The sequence below is a fragment of the Maridesulfovibrio sp. genome, assembly GCF_963677005.1.
GTDB lineage: Bacteria > Desulfobacterota > Desulfovibrionia > Desulfovibrionales > Desulfovibrionaceae > Maridesulfovibrio.
On the sequence record NZ_OY781616.1, the window covers coordinates 2,912,411 to 2,929,608 of the forward strand.

A 17,198-nucleotide genomic window follows, 5' to 3' on the forward strand; every position below is an offset into this window, starting at 1 on the left:
TGTGCCTGTGCCTGTGTTACGAATGGGGTATTTAATCCTCAGCTTCGGCTATTGCAAGCATTCCGGCGCACAAAAAAAGCGGTGTGCTTGTGCTGCTTGGTCACGGGTTGTGCTTTCGAAAGATATGCAGGCACCCAGTTTTCGGAAAACAGTTCTTTCACAAAATCAAGCAGATTGAAAAATCCGCCCTCGATTTTAGCCCCGGGATACATCTTCAGAAAATCCGCTTCACTCATGTTCAGGTGGCGCTCGACCAGATAGAAAGACCTGAAGGTAAGCAGCATTTCCGACCCGGATCTTTTTTCCAGACCTTTGAGGATGGAAACAAGATGGCCTCCGGAGATATTCTGCTTGCCCAGAATATCAATCAGCATACCCATATCGAATATTTCGTCAGGTTCTTCACTTGCGAAATCACAGACCTTGAATTCAACATTGTCTATGCCATAAAGCCCGGCCAGTCTGGACGCCCCGGCCACAACCCTTGGTTCCTCATCGTATCCTACAACCCTTGCGGCTCCGTTGCGGATGGCGTGAAAAGAAAAATGCCCCAGATTACAGCCCAGATCGCAGACGCTTTTCCCTTTGAAGTCGAGTGAGGTGAATTCGGGGTCTATTCCATCGATATTCCTTCCTACCCCGCTGGCAAGGGAATTGTTCTCAAAGTCGAAAAGAGGACGCCAGATAAGGTTTTCACCGACCTCATCCACGATTTTTTTCAGTTCAGCATTTTTGCTCATGGGATCATACTCGGTTGCGGCTAACTGCCGACAGATTTTACTGCTGCGCATGTGCGGAAGCGGAGTTCAAGACAGCGAACCATATACCCGTATTGGCTGTCCAACTCAAGAACCTGATTCGGATTGCATGAATTATACATGCGTGTTACCCCTTTGAGCGAAATCAGGAGCAGTAGTTGCAGCAGCTGACAGAGCCTTTTATCGCAGGAAATTCCTTTATTCATACCGCACACCCAGGTATGCGGATAGGCTGTGCTTTTCTTTTTTCCCTCTGCGGAGCACCCGTTTCAGGACTTACGTCCTCGGCAGGAGTCCTGCTCGCCGGAATCTGCTTTGCAATTGCAGCGCGCCTGCCGCTGTTGCCTCTGCTGAAACGTTTACTGGCTGTCAATTTCTTCATTTTTTTTCTGTGGTTTTTTCTGCCGTTTTCCCGGCCTGGAAATCCTGCTTTTTCCGTGGGCCCGTTTACCGCCACCACTGCCGGACTAATCTATACGACCGTGATCACCTTGAAATCCAACGGGGTGATTCTGGCCGTGACATCGCTTCTTTCAACCATGCCGGTCCAACTGGTGGGTGCCGGGATGCAGTCCCTGAAATTCCCTGACAAGTTCTGCCGTCTTTTCCTCTTTACCTGGAGGTACGTGCACGTGATGCGGGTTGAATTCTCGAAGATGCGGCGTGCGGCCGCAATGCGCAATTTTGTTCCCCGCACAAATCTGCGGACCTATAAGACATACGCATGGCTCATGGGGATGCTGCTGGTGCGCAGCCTGGACAGGGCTCAGCGTGTATGGAAAGCGATGCTCTGCAGGGGTTTCAGCGGAACATTTCATACACTTGAGACTTACCGTGTATGCGAACGCGACTGGGGTCTTCTGGCTATGAGCCTTATATGTACGGCCGGGTTTCTCATTCTGGAATTTAAGGGCATTGAGGTTTTCAAGTGAGTTCAGCCATATTTTCCCTGCAGGACATAGGTTTTGCATATCACGGAGGTGTTTCCGTCCTCTCCGGAGTCAACTTCGAATTGAACCGGGACGACAGAATTGCTCTTACCGGCCATAACGGGTCCGGCAAAACCACCCTGCTGCACATCATCATGGGCCTGCTGAAACCTTCGTCCGGCAAAGTCCTTTACAAAGGACGCGAACTGCACGGGGAGAAGGATTTCCGGGAACTGCGCAAGGGAGTTGGGCTTCTTTTCCAGCAGGCGGACGATCAGCTTTTCTGTCCGACTGTTCTCGAAGACGTGGCCTTCGGCCCTCTCAATCTGGGAAAATCTCCTGCCGAGGCCAGAAAAATAGCCGAATACACCCTTTGCACACTGGGACTATCCGGCTATGAGGACAGGGTTTCCTACCGCTTATCCGGCGGAGAAAAGAAGCTGGTTTCGCTGGCCACGGTGCTGGCCATGCAGCCGGAAGCACTGGTACTGGACGAGCCCACCAACGATCTGGACCCGTCGATGCGCGAGCGTCTTATAAAAATTCTCTGCTCGCTTGATGTGGCCCTGCTGGTTGTTTCCCACGACCTTGAATTCCTTCACAGGGTCACGACCAGAGAATACTGCTGCCGGGATCATTCCCTGTACGAGGGAGCTGCGGCATTTGACAATGAACCCGATTTTGCCGGGTGTAAAATATGAAACCAAAAACCGGGGGGAATATGACAAGATTTAAACTTCTGCTGCTGCTTGCCGTTGCCGCACTGCTGGTTTCCGCCTGTGGAGGCGAGGATATGGTGACCATGAAGGTTGCTTCCACGGCCTACACTTCTCATGTGGACCAGACTTCGGAACATCCGTTTCTCGGAGCCTGGGGAGATGAACTCAAACCGGGCATGAAATGCATTGCCGTTTCCCGCGACCTGATTGCCAAGGGACTGACCCACAACACTAAAGTGAAAATTGAAGGCCTCGACGGCGAGTATCTGGTCAAAGACAAGATGAACAAGCGCTGGACCGACAAAATCGATATCTATATGGGGCTTGATACGCAGGCAGCAAAGGACTGGGGCAAACGGGAAGTCACCATTTCCTTTCGCAAGGCTGAAAAGTAACAGTTAAATCAGCCCCTGCCCCTTAAGCAAGGACATGAGTTCCGAACAGTCCGCAGACGCGAAGTCCGGACCTGCATTCTCAAGCTCCTTAAGAGACATACGCCCTGTGGCTACTCCGGCGGTCATGGCTCCGGCTCTTTTTCCGGTTTCGATATCTATGGGATGGTCACCGACCATGAGTGTATTTTCCGGAGCGGCACCTATTTTCTCAAGGGCCTTGAAGAGGTGTTCCGGGTGCGGCTTTACGTTCTGCACGTCCTCGCGGGAAAGGAAGCATCCCGAGATCCGGTCTATTTCCGGCACAAGCTGACGGACTGCCGAGGCGGTATTTCTGGTGATCACACCGGTAGCGATGCCTGATTCGCGCAGGGAAGAAAGCATGGGACAGGTGAAGGGAAAGAGCCTGCCGTTTCTGGCGGCATCAACCTCCATGCTGATGATCAGAAATCGGCAACGGGTATGAAATTCCTTGCCCAGAGCAGGGTCTTCGCCGGAAATACATTCGGCCATGAAGTCGACCCATTCCAGTGCAGGAAGGTCATCCCGGCAGGGAAGCGGGTCGAGAAAAGCGCTGCCCAGAGCCTTGAGCCTTCTTTTCATGTCGTTGAAATCAATGGTCAGTTCTGCCAGGGTGCCGTCAAAATCAAATACGATTGCTTCTATTTTTTTCATTATCCGGTATCTTTTGTTCGGTCTTGCTTGCCCAAGAGGGCTTCTAACGGTATTAAAACCTTGCTGAAATCAACAGCATGTCCAGTATACAACAGATCGGGAGTCCACGTGTCCGGTAAATTCGATGTAGTCATTGCGGGAGGAGGGCCATCGGGGTCCACAGCCGCTTATATTCTTGCCCGAAAAGGCTTCAGGGTCGCCCTGATCGACAAGGCCGAATTCCCGCGTAAAAAACTGTGCGGGGGCCTTATCACCCACAAGACGGTGACGCTTCTGGATAAAATTTACGGCTGCGGAGCTGCAACGCTCCACGAAAAAGGACTCATCCGCTTCGAATCGCCCGAATATTCCATAAATTACCGCGACCACAATATTCGTGATGCGGAATCTTCCATTCCGTTCCGCTTTATCGACAGGGTGGACTTTGATTATTTTCTTCTGCAAAAAGCCGCCGAAGCCGGCGCGCACATTTTTACCGGTGAGGAAATCACGGATTGCAATTACCGGGACGCAGAAGTAAAAACCGCCTCCCGGAGAATCTACAAAGGGCAGTACCTGCTCGGAACTGACGGGGTCAACTCCACAATCCGCCGTTTTCTGCCATATGACAAGAAAAAATGGCGCTCGGACATGGCCGCAACAATCGAAATCATATTCAACGCTGAGGATTTTCCCCGCAGGATAACCAGGCCGGAGCTCTACATAGGTTATCTGCGGGCAGGCTATATCTGGGTTTTTCCCGCCGGAGACAAGGTTGTTACCGGTATAGGCGCACTCAGCCGCTGTACTGTGGATTTCAAATCGACATTCATGAATTTTCTGCGTTCCCAGGGAGTGGCGAACCCGGAAGCACTACCGATGAGGGGGTTTCCGTTGCCGTACGGCAACTATATGAAAAACCCCTGTTTCGGTAGGACCCTTCTTGCCGGTGATGCGGCTGGAATTGTGGAGCCGCTGTTCGGCGAGGGCATCTTTTACGCCCTGCAGAGCGGCAGGTATGCTGCCGAGTCTTTGGCCAGAGGATTGTCCGAAAACAGAAATCCGGAAAAATTTTATCTGGAACGGCTGGAAAAATACGTTTACCCGGAATTGAAATACTCAAACAGATTGCGCTGGGCCTTGTTTTATTCCCAGCCGATTTTGAAACACATGTCCTTCAAAATAGCTTTCAAATCCATGCCCAGACTTCTTGCGGATATGGTTCACGGTGTACGTTCCTATAAATTCATGCTCAGGAAAGAGTGGGACTGATCTGATCCTGCGGGTGGACCATGTTTAAGTTACTTCTCTTCATAGGCATACTGATCCTGATCTTCGGTTACCGCAGAAAGCAGCGGGCCAAAGGCGGTATCAATATCAACACGATTCTTCTGGCCGCGCTGGTTGTGCTTTTTCTAATTTCCATCCTTACAAGATTTCAGAATTGACCTGACACCAGCGGCTAAAGGCTTATCGTAAAGTTATCGCCAAGCGAAGGTGCCTATCAAAAAGAATGCACAGATAAAACTATCGCCATGCACTTTGGATAGCCCCGAAACATGCTTATTTATTTTTGAGAAAGTGATGGACAGACCCATCCTGATTTCTAAATTCTGTCGGAAATCTGAAAAAGATCTTTGAAGGGCGTCCCCTGCCAGATGGTGCCGAGAGCCATGAGCGTCCTGCTCTCTGAGGATTATAAATTCAGGCAAAAGTATCCCTAAAACTATTGTGTCGTTTTTGATAGATACCAAATTAAAAGCTTGGCAGCACTGCCATGCATCCCGTCTTTAATCAATGTCATTTACGACAACTGATTTTTATTTTTTGTCCAATAAATAAGATAGATAATGATTAGCGATTTATACGATCACCCAACTGCATGATTATGTGAAAATTAATGAATAATTGGGTTGCCTTACTTTCCAAGAGTAGCGTAACGTTGAAAACCCGGTTGTTTCATGACTCCACTCATCTTCAACCGGGTACAGGTTACTTGGCCTCTGTTTCAGAACGGCTGCTGTTTGCACAAACGGCAGCCGTTCAAATTTGGTCTGTCTGAGTCTATTCCTCTGACCACATATGGATTAATTTTACCCTGCATATTTTCAAGCTGAAATTCCGAGGATAATTTCCCGCTTATGGAGAGACAGATTTAAACTCATCAGGGACTGCCGCCCGGAGAAAACACTCCCTGGATTGAAGATATTCGGCCCTCACAAACCATGTCTGGCGCAGAAAAAAACGGATGAGATAAATGAATTGACCTCGTTGACGATTGCGATTATCGATAAGCAAGTTAATGCTTAATTACAGGGTGATGCGCTCATGATCGATCGGCAGTACCAATGTGCTTGCGGTCGGTTGGGAGATGCTGTTTCGGCTGGTCGGAGTGCAGGACGATGTTCCCTGCTCCTATTGTTCCCGGTTTCATATTCAAGGGTCGTTTCGCCCCGATCAGCCAACCCTGCAAAAAAAGTCCGGCATACATTTTTCCTGAATCACACGTGCTGTCTGCCGGATTGGAATTACCAGCCAGAGGGGTGCTATATGGCCGCAGATACTTTTACCCACAGGGACCTTTCAAGTATAACGGGTGTGTCTGTGACCACCATAAAAAGCTATCGCAAAAAATTTCCCGAATTCTTTTTCATTTCAGGTCAGGGTAAGCCCCTGCGGTTCCGCAAGGGAACGGACAAGCTCTGTCTTCGCATACGCGACCTTTTCGGCCGCAATCTTTCCGTAAAGCAGATCAGGGACAAACTCCTTATAGAATTTGAGTCGGTTAAAGAAAATCGTCCGACTCCTGCGCCGAAACCTGCCGCCGGCGTTCCCGGCGGGGAATTTGAAAGGCTGGTTCGCACGACCACGCAGATGATGAACGGTCTTGCCGGGCTGGTCACTGCCCAGGCAAGAGCAGAGCAGAGACTTTCCAAGATGGAAAAAACCGTCCGGGAACTGCTGGACAGACTTGACGAAAGACCGGACACCGAAGCCCTTCTGGATGAAATACGCACGGCTATCGCCGGCTTGAACCTGCCGCCATCTCCGGAAAGGGTTACTGCCAAAAAAGTTGTCACCATTAAAAAAGATGACGGCGGTTCCGACTCGTATTCCTTTGAAACAGACAGCAGCGCTGTTGAACCGGAAGAAGACTTCATGGCTCTGCCGGTAGTTATACGCTCCGAAAACGGTGAATTTCTGGGCATGCCCGGACGACCGGGACACCCTTTCACTCTTCAGGAGCTTGTTTTCCTGGTCACGGTTCGCAGGGAGAACTACGTTTCCAAGGTCTGGCGTCGGGACGGCCGGGACTGGATCCTTTCCTTCAGATCGCCGGAAGGTCCGCTGCATGAGTTATTCTTTCAGCGCACGAAGACACCGAAAGGTAATATTGTATCTTTCTTCAGGCGTTTGGACATCAATTCCGAGACAAAGGATTCCGCCTTCATACTCACTTTTTTCCGTGAAGTTCGCGATCTTATCGAGAACCAGTAAATCAGCTGAAAAAAATTTGCCGATATGGTTTGCAAAAAGAACGATTGATTAGCTATGATATGTTGGTGTATCAAACGTTTTCGCTGCCTTTTACAATTATAACAATTGGTTGAATATCCGTGCCGTTGAGCCTTCCGGCTGGCGGATTTCGGAAACAATCACCCCCCAACATCTTTTTCCTTAAGGGAGGAGACGACAGTGACTGCGCCGATTTTTAACTGCAAAAATGCCGATGATGTCCTTAAAGCTGTTCGCGACTACAACATAAGTTTCGTACAGTTCTGGTTTGTGGATATTCTGGGAACCCTGAAAAGTTTCCAGATAACCCCCAAAGAGCTTGAAGCCTCGTTCGAGGAAGGAATGGGGTTTGACGGCTCCTCCATTCTCGGATTCACCCGCATTGAAGAGTCGGATATGATTGCCATCCCCGACCCGACAACATTCCAGCTCTGCTCCTGGCGTCCGACCGACCGGCCGGTGGCCCGCATGTTCTGCGATATCCAGAACCCTGACGGGACCCCTTACGAGGGAGACAGCCGCTGGGTGCTTAAACGAACCCTGGATAAGGCTGCCGAACGGGGATACACCTACTATGTCGGGCCGGAACTGGAATTTTTCCTGTTTCAGGACGCCAAGGGAACTCAGATTATAGACCGCGGCGGATACTTTGATGCTCCCCCGCTCGACCTCGGCAATGACGTGCGTCGCGACATTATATTCTCTCTTGAGCAGATGGGCTATGATGTGGAATACAGCCACCATGAAGTAGCTCCGAGCCAGCATGAAATAGACCTGCGCTATGCGGAAGGCATGAGAATGGCGGACACCGCCATGACCTACCGGGTTATCGTCAAGGAAGTCGCCCGCAAACACGGCATTTACGCCACCTTCATGCCCAAACCCATTTTCGGCGAAAACGGGTCCGGAATGCACGTGCACCAATCCCTGTTCAAGAACGGACGCAACGTCTTCTTTGATGCCAACGATGAATATCACCTGAGCCCCGAAGGAAAGAACTACATCGCCGGCATCCTGAAGCACGCCCCGGAAATGACCTGCGTAACCAACCAGTGGGTCAACTCCTATAAACGGCTTGTTCCGGGCTATGAAGCCCCGGTATACGTATCCTGGGCGCGCAAGAACAGGTCCACCCTTGTAAGGGTTCCCATGTATAAACCCGGCAAGGAGAACGCCACCAGAATGGAACTGCGTTGTCCTGATCCGGCCGCAAACCCGTATCTCTGCTTTGCTGTGATGCTGGCAGCCGGACTCAAGGGAATTGATGAGAATTACAAGCTGCCGGCACCGGTTGAAGAAAACATCTTCGCCATGGATGCTCCGACCCTTTCCGAGTACGGCATAACCGCCCTTCCGGGAAACCTCTATGAAGCTGCGGTGGAAATGAAAAACAGCGAGATGGTTCGTGAATGCCTTGGTGATCACATCCATACCAACCTGTACAAGAACAAAATTCAGGAATGGGATCACTACAGAACCCAGGTCACTGAATACGAACTGACCACCTACCTTCCTGTCCTGTAGCCGTTGATTGCTGACCGGTTCCCGGCACAGCCCATAGACTGCTGGCCGATACGATTCAAAAAAACTGCCGCCTCCGGAATTCCGGGGACGGCAGTTGCATTTTTATATCAGTACATTTCGGGTCTACAGGCCGGGCAATCGGAGATGACTTTTCTCAGCCTGCCGCTGCCTGCGCCTTTTAAGTGTTTTCGGGTGCACACCGAACCGGTAGCGGCGCAGCACACAATCCTTTTCAAGGCAGTCCCTTATTGCCTGACGGTCACCGACAGTGCAGGCCAGACAGTGTCTGCGGATTGCCCTGATGCACGTCCTTGCCGATTCTTCGGTTTTCGGTTCGCGCAGGTTGTACAGGGAACAGTCCACATCTTCGCATGTTTTGACCATCTGCGGGCTGCCTCCCATGCACCACAGGCAGTACGCCCGAATGGACTGGTGAGGGGTTCTTTTCCTTTCGTTCAACAGGATTCTCCGTAAATTCGCGTCTTATATCGCCAGGTCTTGTTTCCGGGAAATCCCGGATGCCGTGCAGAAGCGCATTCTTACGTAAATCAGGTACAAAAATAAAGGGTGATTTCAAATTTTACTGCCGGATGTTCCCGGCAGACACTCACCTTTCGCCACTCTTCCTGATTATATGAAGTTTATACCCTGTTTCCTAAATGGTTATCAGCTTGTAATTACGCGATCCCAGCCCGATTTTTTCAGCGTATTTCAGGCCGAACCCGTCAGGAGCTTCCGGAGCCAGGGCCTTGAACTTGTCGTCTCCCTGACTGAGCCCTTCCGGAAGGCGGCTGGGGTACAGCGGAGGCGCGGCGTTGATCATATCAAGCGATGCCTGATCCACGGCAACCGGGTCAGAAGAGATCATGACCCCTAAATCAGGACAGATGGGGGCATCGCTGTACCCGTGGCAGTCACAGTCCGGGGTGATGTTCTGCAGAAAATTGATATGCATGGCCGGGCGTTTCAATTTATCAAGAATCGCCTTGTTGTATTCGATGAGCCGATTTGTGAATTCACCGACATCACGCTTCCAGTCTATAACAATGGCCTTGTACCGGCAGGAAAGGAAACAACGCCCGCAGCCGGTGCATTTCCCGCTCATTTTGACAATTCCATCGTCATCAAGGTCCAGTGCTCCGGCCGCGCATTCACTTACGCAGACCCCGCACCCGACACAGTTTTCCGGCGCGAATTTGGGCCCGGTGGACGCATGGACATGCATTTTGCCCTTCTTGGAGGCACAGCCCATGCCCACGTTCTTGATTGCACCGCCGTACCCGGCCAATCCGTGACCTTTGACATGGTTCAGGGTGACCAGCATATCCGCTTCCATGAACATTCCGCCGACATATGCTTCGGAGATGTAGTTTCCCTTGTACGGGACGGTTACCTGATATTCTCCGCGCAATCCGTCTGCAAAAAGCACCGGAGCGCCGATTACATTGGGATCATACCCGTGTCTTGCGGCCAGCAGACCGTGCGAAACCGATTCTCCCCGGTCACCGACGTAAAGCGTGCTTGTGTCCGTAAAAAATGGTTTGGCCCCGGCTTTTTTGAGAAATTCCACAATAGGCCGCAGGATGAGAGCATTCAGGTAGCCTGTGTTGCCACTTTCCCCAAAATGGATTTTCAAGGCTACAAGGTTGCCCGGGTCCACAATTGCATTGAGACCTGATTGTTTAAGCAGTTTCTTCATGCGCAAGGCATGGGGAGATTTACTGCTTGTACGTAAATTCCAGAAATATACCTTTGACATAAACTCCCTCGCTGAGTCCTGCCAGGAATTCAATCCCGGGATTCGTTACATGAGTGGTTGCTTATTATGAAGGGGTATAATCCCCCGCTGCAAAAGAATTGGGCACATCTGAAACGAGGTGCAGCGTTAACCTATAACCAGCCCGCAGGATTGTCTATTTTAAAGATTGATCCGGGGCATCGCTGATTCGCTTTTTTTACCTGATCTGAGTTGCTTCTCAGTCAGGCTTGCCAAGCAGGGCCGTCTGAAGATACTTCTGGAATATGGGACACATAATAGGAAAAGATATATACCGTCGGCTGGGGGAAAAAATAGACAATACCACGGTACGCATGCCGTGGTCCGAATCCCTGCACGAAATGCTGAGGACACTCTACTCCCCGGCCGAGGCGGAACTCATAATCCGTATGCCTTATCGGCCCTCATCCCTTGAGCGCATTGCCGGAATTACAGGCATGGAGGCTAAAATCCTGCTGCCCATGCTGGAATCAATGTGCCTGAAAGGATTGGTCTGTGATCTGTGGGAAGAGGATCACTACACATATATGATCAGCCCGTTTGTAATCGGATTTTTCGAATTTACAATGATGCGGACCAAAGGTGATCTTGATTCCCGAAAATGGGCGGAACTTTTTCACGCCTACATGTTCGGGGACAAGTCCTTTCTGAAAAGCAACTTCGGAAACGGTGAGCAGATTTCCGTCATGCGCACCCTTCCTTACGAGGAAACTGTGCGCGGAGATTTTGTGGAAGTGCTCGACTACGAGAAAGCTGCCGCACTTGTTGATGCACAGGAGATGTTCGCTGTCGGCCTGTGTTCCTGCCGTCATGAAAAGAGCCATCTGGGCGAGAGAAAATGCACGGTGGATATGGAAACCTGCACCTCCATGGGAGACTCCGCCGCATTTCTGATCAGAAACGGATTCGCCCGTGAAATATCCCGGTCCGAGATGAATGAGATTATGGCCCGCTCAAAGGAAAACGGGTTCACCCTGACCACCGACAATGTCAAAAACGATGCCGGATTCATGTGCCATTGCTGTGGCTGCTGCTGCAACCTGATGAACGGAATAAAATATTCCGGCTATCCGGGGGTACTGGTTTCGTCCTCCTTTATTGCATCTGTTGATGCTGAAGCGTGCAACGGCTGCGGCCTTTGTGCAAAAGCCTGTCCCATTGACGCGATTTCCATAATCGAGATTGAACCGGAGGTTCCGGGAGGCAGAAAAAAACGGCGCGCTGAAGTGGATACCTGCATCTGCCTGGGATGCGGAGTCTGCGCCCTGAAATGCCCGACCGGTGCAATGGGCCTTGATAAACGAGCCCAGAGAGTCATTCATCCTGAAGACAGCTTTGAGAGAGTTATTCTGCAGGCACTTGAAAGAGGGACCCTCCAAAATCTTGTTTTCGATAATCCGAACAGCCGCAGCGAGGGCTTTATGCGTGCTGTGCTGGGCGGATTTCTCAAGCTGTCTCCGGTAAAAAGAGGACTGATGAGTGACACACTGCGTTCGCGTTTTCTGGGAGTTTTAAAAAAATCCTCTTCATGATGTTCTGAAGGCCCCATGTCGGGAGGATATCCCAGCACGAGGGTGTCTCAATATGGAATTCCAGATATTGCGAAACAGTTTCCGTGCCCGGGAAAAGAAACTTGCATAAATTGTCGCAACAGGTTTATTTTAAGGATAGACCTGAATTTCCACCCACTGAACACGGGGATATGTCAGCCTGATGAAAATACTTGCCGTTGAAGACGACATTATAGCCAGAAAAAGGTTGGTTAAGCTTCTTGAGTCCTGGGGACACGAGGTACTTGAAGCCGGGGACGGCCGTGATGGTTTTGAAAAATTCTCCTCAGAGAAAGAGCCCGTCGACATAGTAATCACAGACTGGATGATGCCCGAAATCAACGGGTACGAACTTGTCGGTATGATTAAAAACAAGGATACGGGCAAGCCGTTCGTGTATGTTATTTTTCTTACCGGGAAGGACTCCAAGGACGATCTTGCAATGGCGCTGGAGCGGGCTGGAGCAGATGACTACCTGACCAAGCCGTTCGATGTACACGAACTTCAGGCCAGAATATCGGTCGGTTCACGGATGGTTGCTCTGGAACGGGAGATGACAGCACACTCCGATCAACTGGAACGAATTGTTGCCGAACAGACCAGAATAATTCGTCATGGCCGTGAAGAACTTATCCTGCGGCTGATGTCCTCTCTCAAATACAAGGATGGAGAAACAGGGAACCATGTACGTCGCATCGGCGCTTATTGTGAACTGATTGCCAAAGGGCTCGGATGGAACAAAAGACGGGTGGAAAACTGCCGGGTGGCCTCATCCATACACGATCTGGGTAAAATAGGCATACCGGATGCAATTTTGAAAAAGCCCGGCCTGCTTACTTCCGATGAATTCGAAGTTATCAAAACACATCCGCAGATAGGGTCAGATATTCTGGAAGGGACGGAATACGCCCTTATTGAAACAGCGCGTATAATAAGCCTCCACCATCACGAAAAATGGGACGGAAGCGGTTACCCGCAGGGTCTGAGCGGGGAGGATATTTCCGAGGAAGGCAGAGTCACGGCAATTGCGGATGTCTTTGATGCGCTCAGCAGCAAACGGGTATACCGCCCGGCACTCCCCTTCAGCAGGGTAATGGAGATAATGGATGCGGGCAGGGGTACTCATTTTGATCCCCGCATATATGATGTGTTCAAACAGCATATAGAATCGGTACTTGAAATCAGCAGAAAATATATGGACTGATTTCTGCTTAGCCGGAGGCTAAAATGGAGACGGTACAGACGGTATGGAGCAGGGGAGATGGCTGGAAACGCTCTCCGGGAGAACTTGGTTTTGATGCAGCCGGGCTGGTTCTTGTGTTCGGATCAGGCAGTGCGTTGCGTGAAAAAACTCTTTTTGCCGAGATTGCTGCGGCTTTTCCTGGAGCAGTTTTGGCCGGATGCTCTACAGCCGGGGAAATATGCGGTGAAAGAGTCCATGACGAATCACTCGCAGTTACTGCCGTCCGTTTCGACCATACTGAAATAAAAACTGTTTACGGATGTTTTGCCGAAAAGAAGGATGTTGCCGAATTAGCCGGGCAACTGGCCGGACAGATGGTAGGGCCGGGACTGGTCCATGTTCTTGTTTTTTCAGACGGACTTGAAGTTAACGGAACGGAACTCGCGCAGGGAATAACATCCGCCCTTCCAGAAGGAGTATCGGTCAGCGGAGGGCTGGCCGGAGATGGGTCGAACTTTGAAAATACCTACGTGCTGTGCGGAACTGAACCGTTACGAAATGCAGTATGCCTTGTAGGGTTCTATTCGGACAGACTGGAAGTCGGCTGCGGTTCAATGGGAGGATGGGACCCGTTCGGGCCCAAAAGGCTGGTAACCAGCTCGGACGGCAATATTCTCTATGAACTGGACCATAAATCCGCTTTAGAACTCTATAAAACATATCTGGGAGATTTTGCCGACGGTCTGCCTGCTTCTGGTTTGCTTTTTCCTTTGAGCATGAGTGTGGACGGAAATGAACACAGCGAGCTTGTCCGCACTATTCTAGGCATTGATGATCTCGCAAAATCAATGACATTTGCGGGGGATATTCCAGAAGGTTCAATCGTCAGATTCATGAAAGCCAATAAGGACCGGCTGATAGACGGAGCCCAGCATGCTGCCGAAATGAGTACTTCCGCAGTCGGAGGACCGGCGGATCTCGCCCTCTGCGTAAGCTGTGTGGGACGCAAGCTGGTACTTGGCCAGCGGGTGGAAGAAGAAGTGGAAGCCGTGCTTTCGGTTCTTGGTGCTCAGGCCGCAGCAACCGGATACTATTCCTACGGAGAACTTTCACCCATAGGCGGCAGTGGAAAATGTTCGCTGCACAACCAGACCATGACCATAACGGTTTTCAGGGAAAAATAGCCCATGAAAGATCTGCACACTCTTTTGAAGCGCCAACTGAAACGGCACCTGAATGTCAGTGCCGAGGATATTGACGGGCCGCTTCTCAAGTTTGTGCAGTCTGTAAACGACGCCTACCGCGAATCGGACATGGACCGTAAAATGCTGGAGCGTTCGCTGGAACTGAGTTCCGCGGAGCTGATGGAAGCAAACGGCAGGCTCTCCATGCTGCTTGAAGAGTTGGAGGAAAGGGTTGAAAAACGCACCTCCGAGTTAAAGGAGTCTCGGCTTGCGCTGAGGAGCAGCGAGGAAAGGTTGAGAATCCTCTACGAAACAGCTCCCATAGGCATTTTCCAATCCTTGCCGAGTGGAAGCTATCTGTATGCCAACAAACAGCTTGCCCGCATGTACGGGTATGAAAGTCCTGAAAACCTGATCAGCAGTGTTACATCCATTGCCGATACCATATATGAAGATCCCGGAGAGAGGGCATGGGTCCAGGCCCAGTTGGGAGAGCAGGGAAGTCTGGTAGGTTATGAAACCCGCAGGCGCAGGAAAGACGGTTCGGTATTCTGGGTATCCCTGAGCATGCAGGCCTGCTTTGATCCGGATACACGCACGATCACCCATTACGACGGGTTTGTTATCGATATTTCCATACGCAAGGAGGCGGAGAAACAACTCAAGCAGGCTCTGGAGGACGCGGAAGATGCGAACAGGGCCAAATCCATATTTCTGGCCAATATGAGCCATGAAATCCGTACCCCGCTGAATGGGATTCTGGGGCTTGCCGAAGTGATGCTCGGGACAAAACTGACAGCCAGTCAGGAACGTTTCATGCGTCAACTGAAAAGCTCCTCGCATTCACTGCTCAACGTCCTTAACGACATTCTTGATTTTTCCAAAATAGAAGCCAACAAACTGGTCATAGACATGGGTCCGGTCCATATCCGGGAATTGGTGGCAGACAGTCTGCGGACGCTTTACATACAGGCCCGGGACAAGGGTCTGGAACTGATGCTGCAGATTTCTGACAATGTGCCTGAAACAGTTGAGGGAGATGGCGACAGGCTTCGCCAGATCCTTTTGAACATCGTTTCAAACGCAGTTAAATTCACTGAATTCGGGGAAATTCTGGTTGAGGTCGATTTTGTCAAAAACGATCCGGAAGGAGGTGAACTCACCTGTTCCATCAGCGATACCGGTCCGGGTATTCCTAAAGAAAAGCTGAACTCCGTATTTAACGCATTTGAACAGATAGACTGTTCCCTGACCCGGTCCAGAGGGGGAACGGGGCTGGGGTTGACCATCAGCAGCCAGCTTGTCTCCCTCATGGGCGGCCGGATGGACTGTTCAAGTATTCCCGGACGTGGAAGCACCTTTCGTTTCACACTTCCCCTGCGGGTTGTGAAGGAGATGTCACGCAATCTGGTCATAACGGCCGGAAATGAATTGGTCGGCATGCACATGCTGGTGGTTGACTGCAATTCCACCAACCGGTCGATCGTGCGCAGAATGCTTGAAAGCTGGGGCGCGGTTGTTGATGAGGCAGAATCCGTCTCCTCTGCTTATGATAAGGTAAAGCAGGCCGTACACCGCAAAGAGCCATACCGGATTGTTGTGGGCGACAATAAACTGGATGCAGATGGACAGGGATTCCTGAAAGAGCTTGCAGACAATCCGGCCACATCCAGTGCGATAGTGATCATGCTCGGAGGGGCGGAAGAAGGTGCAGCGGAAATCTGTGCAGACTCCGTCCTGTACAAACCGGTTACAGCGTCCGACCTGCTTTCCGCGATTATGAAAGCCCTGCGTAAGGAATCCGGGCTGCGGGAAGATGCCGGAAGGCAGAGAGTAAATGTACTTGCCACAGACGTTCCGCTGAGGATTCTGCTGGTTGAGGACACCCCCTTGAACCTGCAGGTGGCCGAACATATGATTGAAGGATGGGGACATACGGTAATAGTAGCAACTGACGGGCATGAAGGGTTTGAAAAATTCATTTCCGAAGATTTTGACCTGGTACTCATGGACGTGCAGATGCCGGTCATGGACGGACTTGAAGCCACCGGACACATCAGGGCTTATGAGCAAAAGAACGGCCTTTTCCCCACACCGATTCTGGCCATGACTGCCCATGCTTTGAAAGGTGACGCCGATGTCTGCGTGCAGGCAGGCATGAATGACTATATTGCCAAGCCCATCAGATGGAAGGAACTTTTCGCCAAAATAGAGGAATATGGAGGAAAATCCCGACATAAGAAGCAGGACCGGCCCACAGTGCGACTTGCACATGCAGCCCAGGAGGAGAATACAGCTGCAACAGACTCACTGCCGGGCCTGGATGAACTTGTGACCAGATTCAACGACGACAGCGAATTCCTGTTTCAGATGATCGATATACTGGAAGATGAACTATCTCCCCGGATTGAACGGATACGCGCGGCTATTGAAGAAATGGATTTCAATAAGTTGGAAATGGAAGCGCATGCCTTGAAAAGCATGCTCGGTAATTTCGGCAAGACAGGGGCCTATTACTCAGCGCATCGGCTTGAACATGCCGGGCATGACCGATCATCATCGGACACAGACCAGGAGTTCGATAAGCTGGGCAGGGAAATTGATGTATTCATGGACCACATGAGAAAGTTGAGAGGTTGACAGCAAAGCCCTGCCTACCGGGTAATCCTCCCTTTTTTTACCTCGTGCCTGTACATAGGGGTGGTCATTATTTTTTTGATGGTTAATCTTAACCGTGTTGTGATACTCTTTGCACAGACATATGCCGTTACCGGTGATTATATTAGCTGAGCATTTTTTTAAGAAAGGCTTCCTTCCTGCCCACGGCGGGAGGATTGAATCTCTATCCGGGGAAATTTTGTCTCCTGCAGTTTCGGGCTTACGGACCCGATATTACAAGACGATAATTTCCGTCAGGAACATTTTTTACGGCAGTGCCGGCCTGTCGAAATCGAAAAAAATGTTCATAATCGAACAAGAGTTAAGGCTATTAATTTAGAAAATGTTAGAAAG

General features: G+C 50.7%; 15 protein-coding genes. 11 read left to right on the forward strand and 4 right to left on the reverse strand.

The genetic code is table 11. The features are described from left to right. Positions 1 to 38 precede the first annotated feature (38 nt). Entirely contained in the window at positions 39 to 740 is a 702-nt protein-coding gene (locus tag ACKU4E_RS12880; RefSeq protein WP_320171482.1) for a methyltransferase domain-containing protein, read from the reverse strand. Between the two features lie 176 nt (positions 741 to 916). Here ACKU4E_RS12880 and cbiQ point away from each other — a divergent pair, with 176 nt between their 5' ends. The 3 genes from cbiQ to ACKU4E_RS12895 are packed head-to-tail and all read left to right on the forward strand — an operon-like array spanning position 917 to position 2,801. Next, positions 917 to 1,690: a cobalt ECF transporter T component CbiQ gene (gene cbiQ, locus ACKU4E_RS12885; RefSeq protein ID WP_320171483.1), complete on the forward strand. Its 774-nt coding sequence runs from the start codon at positions 917 to 919 to the stop codon at positions 1,688 to 1,690. Further along, entirely contained in the window at positions 1,687 to 2,388 is a 702-nt protein-coding gene (locus tag ACKU4E_RS12890; RefSeq protein WP_320171484.1) for an ABC transporter ATP-binding protein, read from the forward strand. Before cbiQ ends, ACKU4E_RS12890 begins: the two co-directional genes overlap by 4 nt. Positions 2,389 to 2,408: 20 nt before the next feature. Continuing rightward, the gene (locus ACKU4E_RS12895) at positions 2,409 to 2,801 is read left to right on the forward strand and encodes a hypothetical protein (RefSeq protein WP_320171485.1); all 393 of its coding nucleotides are present in this window, start codon (positions 2,409 to 2,411) and stop codon (positions 2,799 to 2,801) included. Positions 2,802 to 2,804: 3 nt separating this feature from the next. Here the strand turns inward: ACKU4E_RS12895 and ACKU4E_RS12900 are convergent, their stop codons facing one another. Beyond that, positions 2,805 to 3,473: an HAD family hydrolase gene (locus tag ACKU4E_RS12900; RefSeq protein ID WP_320171486.1), complete on the reverse strand. Its 669-nt coding sequence runs from the start codon at positions 3,471 to 3,473 to the stop codon at positions 2,805 to 2,807. A 108-nt stretch (positions 3,474 to 3,581) separates the two neighbouring features. Here ACKU4E_RS12900 and ACKU4E_RS12905 point away from each other — a divergent pair, with 108 nt between their 5' ends. The 4 genes from ACKU4E_RS12905 to ACKU4E_RS12920 all read left to right on the forward strand — a co-directional run bounded on the left by ACKU4E_RS12905 (position 3,582) and on the right by ACKU4E_RS12920 (position 8,492). Beyond that, complete coding sequence (locus ACKU4E_RS12905; RefSeq protein WP_320171487.1) at positions 3,582 to 4,724, forward strand: geranylgeranyl reductase family protein; 1,143 nt, start codon at positions 3,582 to 3,584, stop codon at positions 4,722 to 4,724. A gap of 20 nt (positions 4,725 to 4,744) precedes the next feature. Then, positions 4,745 to 4,900 carry a hypothetical protein gene (locus ACKU4E_RS12910; protein ID WP_320171488.1) on the forward strand — a complete coding sequence of 52 codons (156 nt, stop codon included), beginning with the start codon at positions 4,745 to 4,747 and terminating at the stop codon, positions 4,898 to 4,900. Between the two features lie 1,102 nt (positions 4,901 to 6,002). Further along, positions 6,003 to 6,950, forward strand: a complete 948-nt coding sequence (locus ACKU4E_RS12915; RefSeq protein ID WP_320171489.1) for a hypothetical protein — start codon at positions 6,003 to 6,005, stop codon at positions 6,948 to 6,950. Positions 6,951 to 7,148: 198 nt separating this feature from the next. Next, positions 7,149 to 8,492: a glutamine synthetase family protein gene (locus ACKU4E_RS12920; RefSeq protein WP_320171490.1), complete on the forward strand. Its 1,344-nt coding sequence runs from the start codon at positions 7,149 to 7,151 to the stop codon at positions 8,490 to 8,492. 123 nt (positions 8,493 to 8,615) lie between these two features. On the opposite strand, the gene ACKU4E_RS12925 is transcribed toward ACKU4E_RS12920, so the two are convergent. Continuing rightward, a complete protein-coding gene (locus tag ACKU4E_RS12925) occupies positions 8,616 to 8,951 on the reverse strand; it encodes a restriction endonuclease (RefSeq protein ID WP_320171491.1) in 336 nt (111 codons plus the stop codon). A gap of 196 nt (positions 8,952 to 9,147) precedes the next feature. After that, positions 9,148 to 10,251 carry a DUF362 domain-containing protein gene (locus ACKU4E_RS12930; RefSeq protein ID WP_320171492.1) on the reverse strand — a complete coding sequence of 368 codons (1,104 nt, stop codon included), beginning with the start codon at positions 10,249 to 10,251 and terminating at the stop codon, positions 9,148 to 9,150. A gap of 263 nt (positions 10,252 to 10,514) precedes the next feature. Between ACKU4E_RS12930 and ACKU4E_RS12935 the strand changes: the two genes are divergently transcribed. From ACKU4E_RS12935 to ACKU4E_RS12950, 4 genes are all read left to right on the forward strand, one after another. Further along, positions 10,515 to 11,801 (forward strand): 4Fe-4S dicluster domain-containing protein, encoded by a 1,287-nt coding sequence (locus tag ACKU4E_RS12935; protein WP_320171493.1) that lies wholly within the window; start codon positions 10,515 to 10,517, stop codon positions 11,799 to 11,801. Between the two features lie 181 nt (positions 11,802 to 11,982). Next, positions 11,983 to 13,023 (forward strand): HD domain-containing phosphohydrolase, encoded by a 1,041-nt coding sequence (locus tag ACKU4E_RS12940; protein WP_320171494.1) that lies wholly within the window; start codon positions 11,983 to 11,985, stop codon positions 13,021 to 13,023. A 23-nt stretch (positions 13,024 to 13,046) separates the two neighbouring features. Continuing rightward, on the forward strand, positions 13,047 to 14,186 hold the full coding sequence (locus tag ACKU4E_RS12945; protein WP_320171495.1) for an FIST N-terminal domain-containing protein: 1,140 nt from the start codon (positions 13,047 to 13,049) through the stop codon (positions 14,184 to 14,186). Between the two features lie 3 nt (positions 14,187 to 14,189). After that, positions 14,190 to 16,826, forward strand: a complete 2,637-nt coding sequence (locus tag ACKU4E_RS12950) for a response regulator (RefSeq protein WP_320171496.1) — start codon at positions 14,190 to 14,192, stop codon at positions 16,824 to 16,826. The last annotated feature ends 372 nt before the right edge of the window (positions 16,827 to 17,198 follow it).